This is a genomic window from Paenibacillus sp. PL2-23, from assembly GCF_040834005.1.
Classification (GTDB): Bacteria; Bacillota; Bacilli; order Paenibacillales; family Paenibacillaceae; genus Pristimantibacillus.
In genome coordinates, this window is sequence record NZ_CP162129.1 from 5,281,570 (window position 1) to 5,297,285 (window position 15,716).

Here is a 15,716-nt window from a genome sequence, read left to right on the forward strand (position 1 = left end):
GAGCAAATTGGGCCTTATTGAGCAGCCAATTATAGAACTATAGTCACTGACGGCTTGTCCGCTTGCGAATGACTGGCCTATATCCGTTCCTCCCTTTGCCTCTGCAGCCAGATTGTCTCACTGCATGTATAGACGTGCTGGCACGAAAAAAGTTTTGCGTACTTGTTTTATCGGCGGATGGAGGGCAGATGTTTAGACAGCGGAGCAAGTTACTGGCGGAAATAGGCTGATTCTCCTAGAGGGGGGATTTGGGGAGTCGTGGTTGTGGCAAATAAAACAGCCTCATATCCGACGGGCGGATAGGAGGCTGGATGGTTACCTATAAGTGCGTTATTTGCCGCGGGATTGCTGCGCCTCTACCTTGGCGAGACGGAGAATGCCGATACGGACCAGGAAGTTGATAAGCGGGCGGCGCGTCTTGTCGACGATGCCTGTAATCTCGGCGCCGATCTGCAGCAGGAACATAAGCATACAGATAACGGCGAACGTAATCCAGTTCGCGGCGCTGGACTGCACGACGGCGGACTGCACGACTGCCAGCGCGCCGAAGACGGCGGCTACGCCCCAGATGATCAGTACCGTGCGTCTGTGGCTGAAGCCCAGATCGCGCAGGCGATGATGCAGATGGCCTCTGTCCGGCGCGAAGATCGGCTTCTTGTTCACCCAGCGGCGAACAATCGCGAAGAACGTATCAGACAGCGGCACGCCGATGATAAGCAGCGGCGTCACGAAGGAGACAATCGTGACCTGCTTGAAGCCCAGCATGGACAAGGTGGCCAAGCTGAAGCCCAGGAACAGGGAGCCGGAGTCTCCCATAAATATTTTGGCCGGATGGAAGTTGAACACGAGAAACCCGACAATGCCGCCCAGCAGCAGGGTGCTGAGCAGAATAACCGGCTGGAAGCCCATCAGCGACGCCATGATGACAATGGTCGCGATGGAGATGCCGGATACGCCGGCAGCCAGTCCATCCAGACCGTCGATCAGGTTGATCGCGTTGGTCACGCCGACGATCCACAGAATGGTCAGCGGCTTGCCAATCCACTCGGCAATAGGCTGCATGGATTCGCCGAACGGCACGTTGACGAGGTCGATGCTGACATCGAAGCCAAACACTACGACGCAGGCTGCGGCGATCTGGCCCAGCAGCTTCACTTTGGCAGACAGCTCGAACCGGTCGTCCAGCGCGCCCAGGATGATGATAATGGTGCCGCCTACCAGCAGCGCGTTAATCATATTCACGTCTCTAGGACGAAGCAGCCCGTCCGGAATGAAGGGCGATACAGCCAGGAAAGCACCTACAAAAGCGACATAGATAGCAAGGCCGCCGAGACGCGGCATAATGCGCGTATGTACCTTCCGATGGTTAGGTTTATCAATGGCGCCGATCCGGAACGCAAATTTCTTCACAAGCGGCGTCATGACTAATGCAAGAACAAGGGCAACAATAAATCCAATCGCGTACAAGAAGCCAACAGGCATGCGTACAACTCTCCTTTTCTGAAAAACATAAGCAGCATATGCCTAATAATTCGGGTTCAAACCACCTAGAGCTATACTCTGCTTATATTTCACCGGTACACGCTCGCTTATGCGGCCTTGCGGTCGCTAATTGCGCATTCGTGTTGCTCCGAAGTGAATTATACTCCGATTGAAAAAGAAATACCAACTCCGTATTCACCCAATTTTCATGAAAAAAACGACATTTTTACGACTCTGGACGAGGTTTTGTTACGTTTTCTTTGTTGCGAAGCACTTTCACGACGAATTTCGGCAGCGCAAGCATTCTCTTGTACCGCGCCGGCTCTTGCAGAAGCCTGTACAGCCACTCCAGCTTGAGCTTCTGATACACCTCCGGGGCTCGCTTCAGCTTGCCCGACACGACATCGAAGCTGCCTCCTACGCCCATGATGAACGGGACGCCCAGACGCTGCTTGTACGCCGCGTTCCACTCTTCCTTGTCCATACCGCGCGCGACGAACAGGAGATGCGGCTTCAGCCCGCGAATTTCCTCCACGATCGCCTCGTCGTCCGCAGGGCCAAAAAATCCGTTGCGGTACCCCACGATTCGCACCTGAGGGTATTGAAGCTGCAGCTTCTCCGCCGCCGCCTCGATAATCTCCTGCGTGGTGCCGAGCAGATACGCCGTCCAGCGGCGCTTCTCGCCCTCCGCCAGCAGCCGGTGCATCAGATCGAAGCCTGTCACGCGCTCGGCGACTGGATTGCCGCCAACCTTCGCCGCCCATACGACTCCCGCGCCGTCCGGTACGATCAAGTCGGCCCTGCGCATTGTCCGGGCGAACGCCGGGTTGTCCAAGGCCGCCATCACCATAATCGGATTAGCCGTAATGACGTGCGTCAGCTGGCCTTCCTCAATGGCCTGTGTAAGATAACTGACCGTCTCGTCCATGCTTAGTTTCGAGAACGGTATGCCAAATATCGGCACGGTTGGCACATGTTTCGACATGAGGAAATCACCTCGATCTATTATGACGCAAGTCACGCACAATTTGTTGCGCAGGATTGCTTGCTTGTTGCTTTAATTCTTCAATAGCAGGACCGTAGCGGTCGCGCCAAGCCTCCGGCGCGTCCAGCAGAGCGCAAGCCGCGTCGGCGAAGGCCTCGGGGTCCAGCGACTCCGTGGAGCCAATGGGCGTCAATCCCAGTCGATTCAGGAACTGATCGATCTTGGGATCATACGACAATCCCAGCAGGGGCACCCGCTGATTGGCGGCATAGATGAGCGCGTGCAGGCGCATGCCCAGCAGCGCGTCGCACCGGCTGACCTCCAGGAGCATCGCCTGGGGGTCATCGCCTGGGGCGGCCAGCTCGGCGGAGCTTCCCTCGCCGAGCCGGCCGCTCAGCCGTTCCATCACCAGCTCCGACGTCACTCCGTCGGAGGGGGTGTGGAACGGCAGGAAGCGCAGCCGCACCGGCCTGCGCTTCGACAGCGCGACCAGCGCCTCGGCGGCGCGCGCCATATCGGCGCCGTCCTCGCGCCAGCGGCGCAGCGAGACGCCGAGCACCGGCGGCGTCTCGGCCGCGGCGCCGCCGCGTGCTGCCGGCACAGTGCCCGGCGGCAGCGGCAGCCCCATAACCGGATCGGGCACAACCTCGATCCGGTCAGGCGAGACGCCCATCCGCGCCAGCAGCGCGGCGGACTCGGCGTCCCGCACAGACACGTACCTGCTCCGGCGCATCGCGCTCCGGATCAGGGGATACATCGCGCGGCGGTTCACCGGGCCGATGCCCTGCGCGTAGACGAACGTCGGCTTGCCCAGCCACTGGGCAAGCTTCAGCACGCCAACATAATAAGGGATCGTCTTCGCGCTCGTGACATCCTGCAGCAAGCTGCCGCCGCCGCTGATCAGTCCGTCGCAGGAGCGGAGCGTCCGCAGCAGGTCGCCGGGACGCATGCGGTGCGCGGACTCAACGCCGTACATGCGGCTGGTCCACTCCGGATCGGCGGACAGCACGACGGGCTGCACCTGCACCCCCTGCTCTGCGGCCGCCTTCTCCAGCGCCAGCAGGATGGAGCGGAGCACCGCCTCGTCACCGCTGTTGCGGAAGCCGTAGTAGCCGGATACAGCTATGCGGAATACTTGCGAATTGCGGGTGCCAGCCATTTGCGATAGACTCCTTCCAGAACAAGCCAGCCGCCAATCAGGATCAAGCCAATGATGAGGCCTGCGCCAAGACCCAGCAGCGTTCGTACAATCGAAATATACAGCGGTGTATGAATATGCGTGAACGTGCTGACCATCGTCAGCTGTCCAAGCGCACCTACGATAATAAGTACCCACGCCGCGCGATAGCGAATCGCAAGGAACAGGCCAAGCAGCAGCGGCGGATGCCCCAGCATAAACTCCTTGAAGCGCGGACGAACGCCGAATGTCGATTCCAGCCAGCCGCGAATGAGCAGCTCAATCGAGGACACCTCGCCGGCATTGCCCGTACGGGACAAATAATAGAACCCGACAGCGCCCACCGCAAGAGCGATGACAAGCCAAGCGACGCGAACCGGCTCACGCAGCAGCTTCAGGGCTCGTCCCATGACGCCCCGTCCGTCGCCGCCCTCGTACAACACGACATAGACGGCGACAAGGAACAGCGGCGCCAGATGCAGCACGCTGACCCCGCGGAACTGCTCCAGCACGAGGCTGTACGTAATATTGTTCAACAGTCCGAATACAAGCGGAATCGCTGTCCAGGTCATAAGCGTCGCCACAATGAACCAGGCCACAGCCGTGCCGAGACGTCGGCCCGCGGACACCTGAGGGAACACCCAAGCCTTACGCTTGTCCACTTCAGCCGAGCCTACGCTCCACTCCTCGCCGCCCACCATTCTGCGCTCGCCGAGCGTGCGCGAATAGATGCGGTTCATGACCCAGATGAGAGCAAGCGTCGGCCCGCTGACGGCAACGCCAAGCGCAAGCCCCTGCTCCAGCATGGAGCTGTTCAGTACATACAGGCCTGCAGACCCTGCCAAGCCAAGTAGGAAGACTGGAATGGTCACAGCCGGGACAAACGCGCCGATCAGCAGCGTGATCATCGCGATAGCGCCTAGCGCTACGATGCCGCGAAGCGGCTTCTCCCACGCGTGCTTCTCCGCCTGGAATGGCTCAGCGATACCGGCGGGGAAGCCCTCTTTCTCCAGGCTTGCTATCACCCCGGCTTCGCCGCCCATAATCGTCGCCAGCTTGTCGATAGAATGCTCCAGCAAGCCGAGGTCCTGATTGCCCTTGGTCGTCGTATTCAGGAAAAACATTCGAATATTCCGGTCCTTGGCAGCCAGAAGGAAACGATCCTCAATGCCTGCACCCGTCATCGCCAGACTGTCCTCCGGGGACAGCGAATACACTCTGACTACATTATAGTCTGTAATATAAGCCAATTTATGAATGCCTTGCTGCGGTTTCTTCAGATTCTCAATTGCCGTCAGACCCAGCTCGTATTGCTCCAGCAGCTGCCCGAAGCTGTCCAGGCTGCCGCTCTCTCCTTGGTCCGACGCGCCCTTGGCCTTCTCGCCGTCGAACAGCACCCGCGTGATGCCATAAGCCTTCAACCGCTCCAGCTGAGCAGCCGTTCTTACCGAATCATAAGGCACGACGCGGTCAGAGAATCGAGGAAGGATATGAAATCCGGCCTCCGAGACCGCCTGCAGCGCCATAGGGTCGAAATCCAGCGTCTTCAGCGCAGCCGCCGTTGTGGATTCCTCCAGAACGAGACCGCCGCGGCCTTCATAGGACCAGCTGCGGATGCCTACGCCCATGCGCTCGTAAGCTTCACGAAGAATTGGGGCAAGCTGCTCCTCCTCTTCCGGTCCGCTGAACAGCACATAGGTGTAATTGGCGTTGCGGTCAGGCAGAATTCCCTGCAGCAGCGCCGCCTCATCCTTGTTGTAATATACAAGCCGGCCAGCCTGCTTCAGCTCCTTCAAGGAGCTTTCGTAGACGGCCATTGTCGTAATGCCCGCGCTCTTCAGCCCCTCCAGCTTGTCCTCCACGAACTCGCGGGGCTTCGGCTGAAGCTCCGCGACCTCCACGATATCCCGATAATCGAACACATACTCGACCCTGTCCGAAGACTGCTCCATCGCCATACGCGATGCGCCCAGCGGCAAGGCCGCCACCACGCCAATCAGCGTAATGGCCCACAGCCACAGCTTCGCCCGTCGATTCCAACGCTGCCAACGCATAAGCACTGTAATCCTCCGTTCTCCTCTACACCGCGCCGTCCACTCGGGACATGACGGTTTCTCTCAAAGCGCGCAGCGCCGAAGCCGAAGCCTGGGACGATTCCTTCTTCACGCCAAAATAAATCTTAATCTTCGGCTCCGTGCCAGACGGCCGCAGACAGAACCAGGAGCCGTCCTCCAGCTTATACTTCAGGACGTTCTCAGGACGCAAGCCCTCCAGGCCGCCGCTGTAATCAAGCGCCTCGGCGATCTTCACGCCGGCGACCTCAACCGGAGGATTCTCGCGCCAGTCATTCATGATGGCGCCAATCTTCTGCACCCCGTCGAAGCCCTTCAGCGTGCGGGATTCCAGTCCCTCCAGGTAGTAGCCGAACGTGCCGTACAGCTCCTCCAGCACGTCATACAGCGTCTTGCCTTGGCTGCTGTAATAAGCGGCCGCTTCGCAGATCAGCATAGCGGCCACGATCGCGTCCTTGTCCCGTGCGTAGGTGCCGCTCAGATAGCCGTAGCTCTCCTCGTAGCCGAACAGGAAGGAGCGCTCGCCCGTCTGTTCGTAGCGAGTCATTTTCTCCCCGATATATTTGAAGCCGGTAAGTGTATTCTCGACTTCCGCGCCATAGGAACGGGCAATGTCCGCTCCCATCTCGCTGGTCACAATGGTCTTGATAACGACGCCATTGTCAGGCAGCAGGCCGCGGTCTCGAAGCACGCTGAGCTTGTAATGCACCATCAGCGCGCCGGACTGATTGCCCGTCAGCACCACATATTCGCCCTTGTTGTCCTTCACCACGGCGCCCATCCGGTCGGCGTCGGGGTCCGTGCCGATAATAATATCCGCATTCACCTGCTTTGCCAGCCTGATAGCCAGCTCGAACGCTTCTCTCTCCTCAGGATTCGGGGATTTCACCGTGCTGAAATAGCCGTCCGGCTGCTCCTGCTCCGGCACAACATGCACATTGCGGAAGCCAATGCCCTTCAGCGCCTCTCGCACCGGAGTGTTGCCCGTGCCATGCAGCGGGGTGAAGACAACGCTGAAGCGCTCCCCAAGCTCGCCCTGCAGCAGCTCTTGGTTAAGGCTTTCGCCAATGACGGTGTCGATGTACTGACGATCCGCATCCTCCTCCAGCCATACGAGCAAGCCCTGTGCCTCCGCATCCTCCTGGGACACCCGCTTGATGGCGTCGAAGCCGATCGCTCCAATGGCCGCAATGACCTGCTCCGCATCCTCAGGGATCAGCTGGCAGCCGTCAGAGCCGTAAGCCTTGTACCCGTTGTACTCCGGCGGGTTGTGGCTTGCCGTGATGACGATGCCGCTGGAAGCGCCCAGCGTGCGCACCGCGAATGACAGCTGCGGCGTAGGCCGCAGACCGCGGAAGAGGTAGGTTTTGATCCCGTTGCCCGCCAGCACCAGCGCCGAGTCCAGCGCAAATTCAGGCGAGTTGTTGCGGGAATCGTGAGCGATAACAACCGACGGCACCGATCCGCCCGCCCGCGCGAGCAGCCAGTTCGCAAGGCCTTGTGTCGCTTTGCCCACTGTATAGGCATTCATCCGGTTGGTGCCCGCGCCCATAACGCCGCGAAGACCGCCTGTCCCGAATTCGAGCTCGCGATAGAAGCGATCCGTGATCTCCTTCTCTTGTCCTGCAATGCCGCGAAGCTCCGATTTTGTCGCCTCATCGATCATAGGATCGTTCAGCCAAGCCTCATAACGCGATTGTATGGTTTCATTTGCGATTGAACTCATTGGGGCATGTCTCCTTTTTTATCCAAAATATTAAGAACGATCCGACAGCGCGAACATCAGCTCGCCCTCGGCCACCACTTTATCGCCGACCTTGGCTGTTGCCTGGCCTTTGCCGATGGGTCCTTTGAGACGGGTAATCTGCACTTCCAATATAAGCGTATCGCCAGGCTTCACTTGATCGCGGAAGCGGACGCCGTCAATGCCCGCGAAGAAGCCAAGCTTGCCCTTATTCGCCTCCACCATCAGCATAGCGACGGAGCCGACCTGCGCCAGCGCCTCGACGATCAGAACGCCCGGCATGACGGGATACCCCGGGAAATGCCCTGCAAAATAAGGCTCATTCATCGTCACATTCTTAAGGCCGACAGCGCGAACGCCAGGCTCTACCTCCAGAATGCGGTCCACCAGCAGAAACGGGGGGCGGTGAGGGATAATTTCTTGAATTTGATTAATGTCCAGCATAAGCGAATTGGCTCCTCTCTATTGTTCAAACAATGGACCAAAGTATAGGATTTCCGGCTTGAAGTATAAAACCGGCATGGTTAAGCGACACTAAGGTTATCCTTCATAAAACTGCAGTTTATGGAGGTTAAGATAAGGGGGCTTGACTGCGGGGCCTGAAGTGTCCCGTAGTTAAGCCTCTTTCTGCGCGATTTGGTGCCCCTGCCCTTTCCCTGCACGGACTTAACGGGGACTTCCCGCTTGCTGTTCAGCGATCAACCATATGTATGTATGACATCCACCATGACTCCCAACTATTATAAACTACCTCCTCCAAAATGAAAACAAATGACGGCTGCTCCACCAACTCTCTGCACACAGGTGTTGATAATTGGCGAGCGCCCATGCTAGAATACTGACTGAACGTTCAGTATACTAGTTGCATGAAGGGAGCGAAGCCTTGAACAGAAAGCAGCAGCAAACCGAAGAAACGAAAGCAAGACTGCTGGATGCCGCCTTTGCTATATTCTCGACTCGGGGCTACGTCTCCGCTTCCGTGGAGGAGATTGCATTAGCCACGGGCACCAGCAAAGCGAATATTTATTACCATTATAAGAGTAAGGAAGGCCTGTTCCTCGCCCTGCTTGACCGGCATGACGCGGAGTGGCAGGCTCTCTGGGAGGAGCAGCGCGCACGCTGCCGCACGGTTGCCGAGCTGCTGCAGACGATTGTTGAGGTCGGCTTGCCGAAAGGCTTCAATCATCCGCTTAACCGGGCGATCTGGGAGTTTCTCGACGCGGGCGCCGGCAGAAGCGAGGCAAGCAAACGGAGCATTGCGGAATGGTCGACCCGGAAGCGCCGGTTCATGGAAGCCGTCCTCCGGGACGGTCTGGAGCAGGGCGAGCTGAAGCCTCATCTGGACCCCTCACATCTGGCGATGACCTTGGACAGCCTGTTCCGTGGACTGGGGGAGACGACCCGCCATATGGAGCTGCCTCAAGCGCTGGAGCTGCATCGAACGGCTATCCAAGTGTGCTTGCATGGCATGCTTCAAGCGTCTACAACGAATACGAAGGAATAATGAAAACGGAGGAAATAACAGCATGCAACCATCATCAGCTGCAGCGGCGGCGCCCTTTGATTTGGGCAACGTCAAAAGACTGCCGATTCTGATTTCGCTCATTATCGGCGCATTTTTTTCTATTTTGAACGAAACCTTGTTGAACATCGCGCTTGTGGATCTGGTGGAGGATTTGGGCGTTTCCTTTACGACTGTGCAGTGGCTGTCCACGAGCTATATGCTGACGGTTGGCATCCTGATCCCGGTGTCCGCGCTGCTGGTGCAGTGGTTCACGACGCGGCAAATGTTCCTCGGCGCCATGACACTATTCTCGCTCGGCACGCTGGTGTGCGCGCTGGCGCCGGAATTTTATGTCCTGCTGATCGGACGGATCATTCAGGCGCTTGGCACGGGCCTCATGCTGCCTGTTTTGATGAACACAGTGCTTGTGCTGTATCCGCCGGAGAAGCGAGGAGCGGCCATGGGCAGTATCGGTCTTGTCATCATGTTCGCGCCGGCTATCGGCCCTACATTGTCCGGACTCATTCTGGATGCGCTTGAGGATTGGCGCTGGCTGTTCTACCTGGTGCTGCCGTTTGCGATCTTCTCGATCGGCTTTGCGGCCGTCTTCCTGAAGAACGTGTCGCAGGTGACGAAGCCCAAGGTCGACATCCTCTCCATCATCCTCTCCACGATCGCCTTCGGCGGCATTGTATATGGCTTCAGCAGCCTTGGCGGCCATGGCTCCGAAGGAAGCGGCTGGTCCGACCCCAAGGTATACGGCACCGTTATTGCCGGCTGCGCGGCTCTGATTCTGTTCGTCTGGAGACAGCTGCGGATGCGGGAGCCTATGCTGGACATACGCGCATTCAAGGCGCCTATGTTCTCGTTCAGCACGATTCTGATTCTCATTGTGATGATGTCGTTGTTCTCGACGCTGATGCTGCTCCCGATCCTGATGCAGACGGGCATGGCTCTGACGGCGTTCGCCGCAGGTCTGGTGCTGCTGCCGGGCGGCATTGTGAACGGCTTCCTGTCGCCGATTACGGGCAAGCTGTTCGACAAGTTCGGCCCCCGCGCCCTCGTTATACCAGGATCGGCGCTGCTGGTGCTCGTGATGTATTGTTTTACCCAAATTTCATTGGAGACGGGCAAGGGTACGATTATTCTGCTTCATTGTATGATGAGCGTCGGAATGGCCATGATCATGATGCCTGCGCAGACGAACGGTCTGAACCAGCTCCCGCCAAAATATTACCCGCACGGCTCCGCCATCTTAAGCACGCTGCAGCAGGTGGCAGGCGCTCTTGGCATCGCTTTTTTCATCAGCATCATGTCGTCCGGACAGAAGGACTACCTGCTGGGATCTGCCGATCCAACATCGCCGGCTGCATTAGCAAGCTCGGTCATGACGGGCATTCACGACGCCTTCCAGGTTGGCATGTATTTCGCCATCGCGGCCCTCATCCTGTCCTTCTTCGTGAAACGGGTCACCTCCACGAAGGAAGGCATGTAGCGGCACTCGGCACCTCTGCAAACCTACAAAAATACAAAAGGCTGTTCCATCCCCTCCAGGCTATGGAGAGGATGGAACAGCCTATTTCAGCTACGATTCCGCGAATATGAGATCATACAGGTGGCGCCAGGTCTCGATCTTGAAGACGTCGTCCTTCGGCCCGCTGCCCAGGATCGTGTAGCCTGCGTAGAGCCCCGCCAGCAGCATAACGATCATAATAATGGGCACAATGCTTTTGCGAAGCAGCCAGAACGCCACTTTCGCCCAAGCTGGAAACCGTTCTTCATACTCCTCGTCATCCTCAGGCTCCGCCGGTGGTGCAGACTTGCGATTGCCATTCTTGGCGCTTAAATCTGTTGCCTTTGCTGTGGACGACTGCGAGCCGCCGCCATGCCGCTGCGCTCGTGAAAGCGAGCCGCTCAGCGTTGTATAGACGGATGTGGGAGAATCGTCCGCCGCCGTATTCGTTCTCTTCGTTGGTCCGTCGTCCGATTGGTTACGACGTCCCGAGCCGATATGATCGTCGGCCATACCTATCACCTACATTCTGTCCTATGAGCGCATCGTGTTAGCCAGACCCATCATCGTGTCGCTGGAGGTTAGCGCCCTCGCCGCCAGCTGATACGCGCGCTGGACCGTGATGAGCTCAGTCATCTCGTCCGTCAGCTCGACGTTGGATTGCTCCAGATAGCCTTGGCGCACTGCAATTCGGTTATCATCGTTCGGCACGATCTGCTGCACAACATCATCCACGTTAATGCCAGCCGCTATGGCGAACAGGTTGTCAGCCACTGCCGTAAGGCCAGCCGGACGCGATGCCTGCAGCAGCTTGATGCTGCCGAGCGCAATCGTTCCCTCGGAGGATACGCCCAGCACGGAGCCATCGTCGTTCACCTTCATCTCGTAGCCTTGCGGCAGCACGAGATTGCCTTCAACCAAATTGCCGTTCCCGTCAGGCACCAATGCGACGACTGGGTAACCTTCTTCCGTTGCCAGTATGGTATCACCGTTTGCGTTGACCGTCAACTGGAACGCCCCGTTGCGCGTGTATGCCCGGGTGCCCGCCTCATCGACCACGACCTCGAACAATGCGTTCCCTTCGATGGCCAGGTCGGTCTTCGCGTCAGTAGCCTTCATAGGCCCTTGCGTCAGATTCGGCTGGATCATCGTCATCTTGGCGCCCCAGCCCTGGTTGAAGTCCAGCGGCGACAGCCTGCCAGGCTGACTGAACGCTTCAGGCTGGCGCTTGGCGTTGTTGAGCAAATCCTCGAAGGTCGCTTCCTTCTTCTTGTAGCCTACCGTATTCACATTGGCAATATTGTCAGAGATGAGGTCCAGCTTCTGCTGGAGCGCATTCATCGATACCATAGCGTTGATCATAGATGCGTTCATGCGGCGATACCCTCCCTTAGGTTATACGCTAGATGCGGCCAATCTCGTTCACTGTCTTCTCGAGACTCTTGTCGTAGAACTGAATGACCTTCTGGTTCGCCTCGTACGCGCGGAGCGCCGACATCAGATCAACAGCGGCTTGAGCGGAATCCACATTGGAGCGCTCCACATAGCCTTGACGAACCTCGATGCTCTCGCCAGCCTCGATGGGACGCGCCTCGCCTTCCCCGTCAACAAACCGGAAGTTACCGTTACCCTCGCGGACCAGCTCATTGGGGTTCTCGATGCGCGTGATCAGCAGCTGTCCCCCAATTTCATTACCGCTCGCATCCACGAAGCGCTGATCATCCGTCAGCTTCAGGCTGTCCAGCCCGACGCCGACAGGCAGCTGAATCGGAGCATTATTGGTGCCCAGCACGTTCGACCCATCGCTGGTCAGCAGGAAGCCCTCGCCATTCACAGTAAACTTGCCGCCCCGCGTATAACGAACATTGCCGTTCGCGTCCTGCACCGTGAAGAAGGCCTGCGGCTGGAACACAACCTCGCCGTCCTCGGATACAGACTTGCCGGATTCGTCGAACGCGATGCCGTCCACTTGAATACTGGACACTAGCGCGAAGTCAGAGGCCTGGTTCGTCTGCATCAGATCGCCTTGCAAGTGAATCGACAGGCTCTCCTCCGCGAACACACCGCTTGTCCAGCGTCCCACCGTCGTATTCTGGGCGCCCTCCACTCCCGTCATCTTCAGCAGCATCTCCGGGAAGGAGCGCGTGAGGGCGTTGGTCTGCTTGTAGCCCGGCGTATTAATGTTAGAAATATTGTTCGTGACGGTGTCATGTCGGCGCTGCTGCGCCGTCATGCCTGCGGCGGCCGTATACAGTCCTCTAAGCATCTGGCTAGTCCTCCTCCAATGTTTGCGTAGCAAACATACTTCGTAAGCATCCCTGAATCTATTAATTAGTTGAGTCGGGCCGGTAATTGGCCTTCCATGCGGCGCAGCGACTGGAATTCCTGCAATTATACATGATTTGTTGATATCCGCTTGCTCAAACAAAGGAATTGCTGCGATCCTGCATCATTTTCAGCAAAATCGCCCCATACCCGACTACTACAAGGCAATATCCTGCACATTTGCATCAATTGGACTCCTCTACAGCCTTTCGAGCCTCAATTGCTGCAGATTTGCAGGATTCACCCCGCCCCCAGTCGCCAGTCCCAGTCCCAATCCCAGTCCCAGTCTGAGTCATGGACCTAAGCAGCGGCATACAGCGAGCGTCTTCTTTATTTTGTTATCGGTCATCGCCGATTGTGTCTGAATAGCACTCGCCTGCGACTACAGACTCATTTCCGCCTCGGCGCGCCCCCCTAAGGCGCCCTACCTGCGAAATTTCCTATGCCGTTACTTCTTGAGCTTGTCCAGGTGGTCGAGCAGGATGCCGGTACCCTTCACGACGCAATGCATGGGATTCTCGGCAATCAGCACCGGCACCTTCAGCTCGTCCGCCAGCAAAGTATCCAGTCCGCCAAGCAGCGCACCGCCGCCCGTCAGAATAACGCCGCGATCGATAATATCAGCCGACAGCTCCGGAGGTGTCTGCTCCAGCACATACTTAGCCGCAGCAATGACCGACATCACGGGATCCCACAGCGCTTCGCGCACCTCATTGGAGCGGATCGTAACCGTAAGCGGCAGACCGGACACCATGTCCCGCCCGCGGATGTCGATCTCCTCCTTACGGCCGTTATCATAGACCGATCCGATCTTGATCTTGATATCCTCGCTCGTCCGTTCGCCGATCAGGAGCTTGTACTTGTTTTTGATATACTTCATAATCGCGTCATCGAACTTGTCCCCCGCGACCTTAATCGAAGACGCTGTTACGATATCGCCCATCGACAGGACAGCGACGTCCGTCGTGCCGCCTCCGATATCGACGACCATATTGCCGCTCGGCTGGAAGATATCCATGCCCGCGCCAATCGCCGCAGCCTTCGGCTCTTCCTCCAGATACACCTCTCTCGCTCCGCTGCGCTCGGCAGCCTCGCGAATCGCCTTCTGCTCGACAGACGTAATATTCGTCGGGGCGCAGATAAGGATGCGAGGACGGCTGAACCACTTGCGGCCGTCCACGCGGTCAATAAACGCTTTCAGCATAATTTCCGTAATCTCGAAGTCGGCGATGACGCCGTCGCGAAGCGGCCGGATTGCCACAATGTTGCCGGGCGTGCGGCCTACCATACGATGCGCGTCCTCGCCGACCGCGAGCACCTTCTTCGAATCGCTCTCAATCGCGACAACGGAAGGCTCGTCAAGCACAACGCCCTTTCCTTTTACATGAATGGATACATTGGCTGTCCCAAGATCGATCCCGATATCCTTGCTCAACATACGGCTGAAGTCCCCCAACGAATAATGTTAACGTTAACGTTCGAATTAGTTATCTCCCATAAGCACGGAGTAAACCCCTAACGAAACATTATTCGCCAAAAAAGTCTAAATTCCTCTACCAGATGTAAAAATAAATCGTTTTTTCCTCTATGGAAAAATGACGTCACACCTTAGCTGCCGCAAGCACTTCCCGCTTCTTCGCGCTTGTCTTCTTGTACTTGATCTTGGTTGCTTCTCCTCCTCTTAGATGCCTGATCGACTTGTGGTACTCGAGAATGTGCTTCACCTGGTCCGCCAGGTCGGGGTTGATCTCCGGCAGCCGTTCGGTCAAGTCCTTATGAACCGTGCTTTTAGACACACCGAACTCTTTGGCGATCGTTCGCACCGTGTGCTTCGTTTCCACGATGCATCGGCCTATTTTAATGGTTCGCTCTTTGATGTAATCGTGCACGTTCCCGCCTCCCTACTCGAGATAGTTTGGTACATTATATGAGTGGAGTGGGTATATATTCTTTGTGTCCAAGCGTGACAAGCCAGAAGCGGCAATAAATTTTCATAACAAGCCCTCAAGAAGGCCCAGAATGCGCCGGAAAGGCAGGTCGGATTGCTCATTTTGGTCCAACATTTGAATAACGATCCAGCACAAAAAAAAGACGGAGAACCTTCCCCCGTCTTCTTCGCGATCGGCCTTCTGCAGGCCGTCAGCCTTATTCCGCTATGTAATTGCTCGGGTTAACCGTTTCGCCGTTCAGGCGGGTTTCGAAATGAAGGTGAATGCCCAGATCGCGTTCGAGATCGCTGCGGCCCGCTTGCGCGATAACCGTGCCTTGGCCAACCTCATCCCCTTCTTCCACCTGTACGTTCGTCAAGCTTTGGTACACGGTAACCAGACCGTCGCCGTGGCTGATCTCAATGATGTAGCCATTCGTCGGATGCTGCTCGACATGGGACACCTTGCCCTCCAGGGCTGCAAGCACGTCGAACGTTTCCCCGTTGGGATCTACGAAGTCGATGCCCGTGTGCGGCGAAATTTCGTTGTCGACCTGGATCAGCGCCGCTTCCTTGTCCGCCTCGCTGGCGTTCATGTCGTAGAACTTCGTTTCGACTTGCAGCTCGCTCAGGTTGCCGACTGGCCAAGTCATTTTGCTTGCGTCCGCAATGACCTCTACCGCTTCGTCGCCGCCGCCTTCGTTGGCCACGCCGCCTTGCACGTCATTCGCCTCGTCCTCTTGCGTCACTTCAGAGCCAACCGGAGCTGTTGTTTCCTCAGCCGGATCCGAGCCCTGATAGATCCACATTAAGGTTACGATAATTGCCGCAGCAGCCATGAAGATTGCGGGGGAAACGTAGCGCTTTGCGAATAGTTTCCGAAGTCCGCTGCTAGAGTTCGCGGCAGATGCTCCTCCCAGAGCGTTTTTGGGAGTTTCTTCTTGTCTTTGCCTTGATTTGTTTTGATCATTCATTGTTATCACCTCA

Annotated in this window: 14 protein-coding genes; 2 read left to right on the forward strand and 12 right to left on the reverse strand. The window is 57.2% G+C overall.

The features are described 5' to 3' along the window. Positions 1 to 330: 330 nt before the first annotated feature. The 6 genes from AB1S56_RS23395 to fabZ all read right to left on the reverse strand — a co-directional run bounded on the left by AB1S56_RS23395 (position 331) and on the right by fabZ (position 7,904). Positions 331 to 1,482 (reverse strand): MraY family glycosyltransferase, encoded by a 1,152-nt coding sequence (locus AB1S56_RS23395; protein WP_340871091.1) that lies wholly within the window; start codon positions 1,480 to 1,482, stop codon positions 331 to 333. 226 nt (positions 1,483 to 1,708) lie between these two features. Continuing rightward, positions 1,709 to 2,467: a WecB/TagA/CpsF family glycosyltransferase gene (locus AB1S56_RS23400; protein WP_340871092.1), complete on the reverse strand. Its 759-nt coding sequence runs from the start codon at positions 2,465 to 2,467 to the stop codon at positions 1,709 to 1,711. Positions 2,468 to 2,474: 7 nt separating this feature from the next. Continuing rightward, on the reverse strand, positions 2,475 to 3,626 hold the full coding sequence (gene csaB / locus AB1S56_RS23405; RefSeq protein ID WP_340871111.1) for a polysaccharide pyruvyl transferase CsaB: 1,152 nt from the start codon (positions 3,624 to 3,626) through the stop codon (positions 2,475 to 2,477). After that, positions 3,590 to 5,698 (reverse strand): DUF5693 family protein, encoded by a 2,109-nt coding sequence (locus AB1S56_RS23410; protein WP_340871112.1) that lies wholly within the window; start codon positions 5,696 to 5,698, stop codon positions 3,590 to 3,592. The genes csaB and AB1S56_RS23410 overlap by 37 nt, the downstream gene beginning before the upstream one ends. Positions 5,699 to 5,723: 25 nt before the next feature. Further along, the gene (locus AB1S56_RS23415) at positions 5,724 to 7,442 is read right to left on the reverse strand and encodes a phospho-sugar mutase (protein ID WP_340871094.1); all 1,719 of its coding nucleotides are present in this window, start codon (positions 7,440 to 7,442) and stop codon (positions 5,724 to 5,726) included. A gap of 30 nt (positions 7,443 to 7,472) precedes the next feature. Then, complete coding sequence (gene fabZ, locus AB1S56_RS23420; RefSeq protein ID WP_340871095.1) at positions 7,473 to 7,904, reverse strand: 3-hydroxyacyl-ACP dehydratase FabZ; 432 nt, start codon at positions 7,902 to 7,904, stop codon at positions 7,473 to 7,475. A 439-nt stretch (positions 7,905 to 8,343) separates the two neighbouring features. Between fabZ and AB1S56_RS23425 the strand changes: the two genes are divergently transcribed. Both AB1S56_RS23425 and AB1S56_RS23430 read left to right on the forward strand, forming a co-directional pair. Further along, positions 8,344 to 8,964 (forward strand): TetR/AcrR family transcriptional regulator, encoded by a 621-nt coding sequence (locus AB1S56_RS23425; protein ID WP_340871096.1) that lies wholly within the window; start codon positions 8,344 to 8,346, stop codon positions 8,962 to 8,964. 22 nt (positions 8,965 to 8,986) lie between these two features. Beyond that, the gene (locus tag AB1S56_RS23430) at positions 8,987 to 10,459 is read left to right on the forward strand and encodes an MDR family MFS transporter (RefSeq protein WP_340871097.1); all 1,473 of its coding nucleotides are present in this window, start codon (positions 8,987 to 8,989) and stop codon (positions 10,457 to 10,459) included. A 90-nt stretch (positions 10,460 to 10,549) separates the two neighbouring features. Here AB1S56_RS23430 and AB1S56_RS23435 read toward each other — a convergent pair whose 3' ends face one another. From AB1S56_RS23435 to AB1S56_RS23460, 6 genes are all read right to left on the reverse strand, one after another. Then, positions 10,550 to 10,990 (reverse strand): DNA-directed RNA polymerase subunit beta, encoded by a 441-nt coding sequence (locus AB1S56_RS23435; protein ID WP_340871099.1) that lies wholly within the window; start codon positions 10,988 to 10,990, stop codon positions 10,550 to 10,552. Between the two features lie 21 nt (positions 10,991 to 11,011). Continuing rightward, positions 11,012 to 11,851 (reverse strand): flagellar hook-basal body protein, encoded by an 840-nt coding sequence (locus AB1S56_RS23440; RefSeq protein WP_340871101.1) that lies wholly within the window; start codon positions 11,849 to 11,851, stop codon positions 11,012 to 11,014. Between the two features lie 28 nt (positions 11,852 to 11,879). Continuing rightward, positions 11,880 to 12,743 carry a flagellar hook-basal body protein gene (locus AB1S56_RS23445; RefSeq protein WP_340871102.1) on the reverse strand — a complete coding sequence of 288 codons (864 nt, stop codon included), beginning with the start codon at positions 12,741 to 12,743 and terminating at the stop codon, positions 11,880 to 11,882. A 507-nt stretch (positions 12,744 to 13,250) separates the two neighbouring features. Continuing rightward, positions 13,251 to 14,240: a rod shape-determining protein MreB gene (gene mreB / locus AB1S56_RS23450; RefSeq protein WP_340871103.1), complete on the reverse strand. Its 990-nt coding sequence runs from the start codon at positions 14,238 to 14,240 to the stop codon at positions 13,251 to 13,253. Positions 14,241 to 14,403: 163 nt separating this feature from the next. Beyond that, on the reverse strand, positions 14,404 to 14,691 hold the full coding sequence (gene spoIIID, locus AB1S56_RS23455) for a sporulation transcriptional regulator SpoIIID (protein ID WP_340871104.1): 288 nt from the start codon (positions 14,689 to 14,691) through the stop codon (positions 14,404 to 14,406). 256 nt (positions 14,692 to 14,947) lie between these two features. Beyond that, entirely contained in the window at positions 14,948 to 15,703 is a 756-nt protein-coding gene (locus tag AB1S56_RS23460) for a M23 family metallopeptidase (protein WP_340871105.1), read from the reverse strand. Positions 15,704 to 15,716 lie beyond the last annotated feature (13 nt).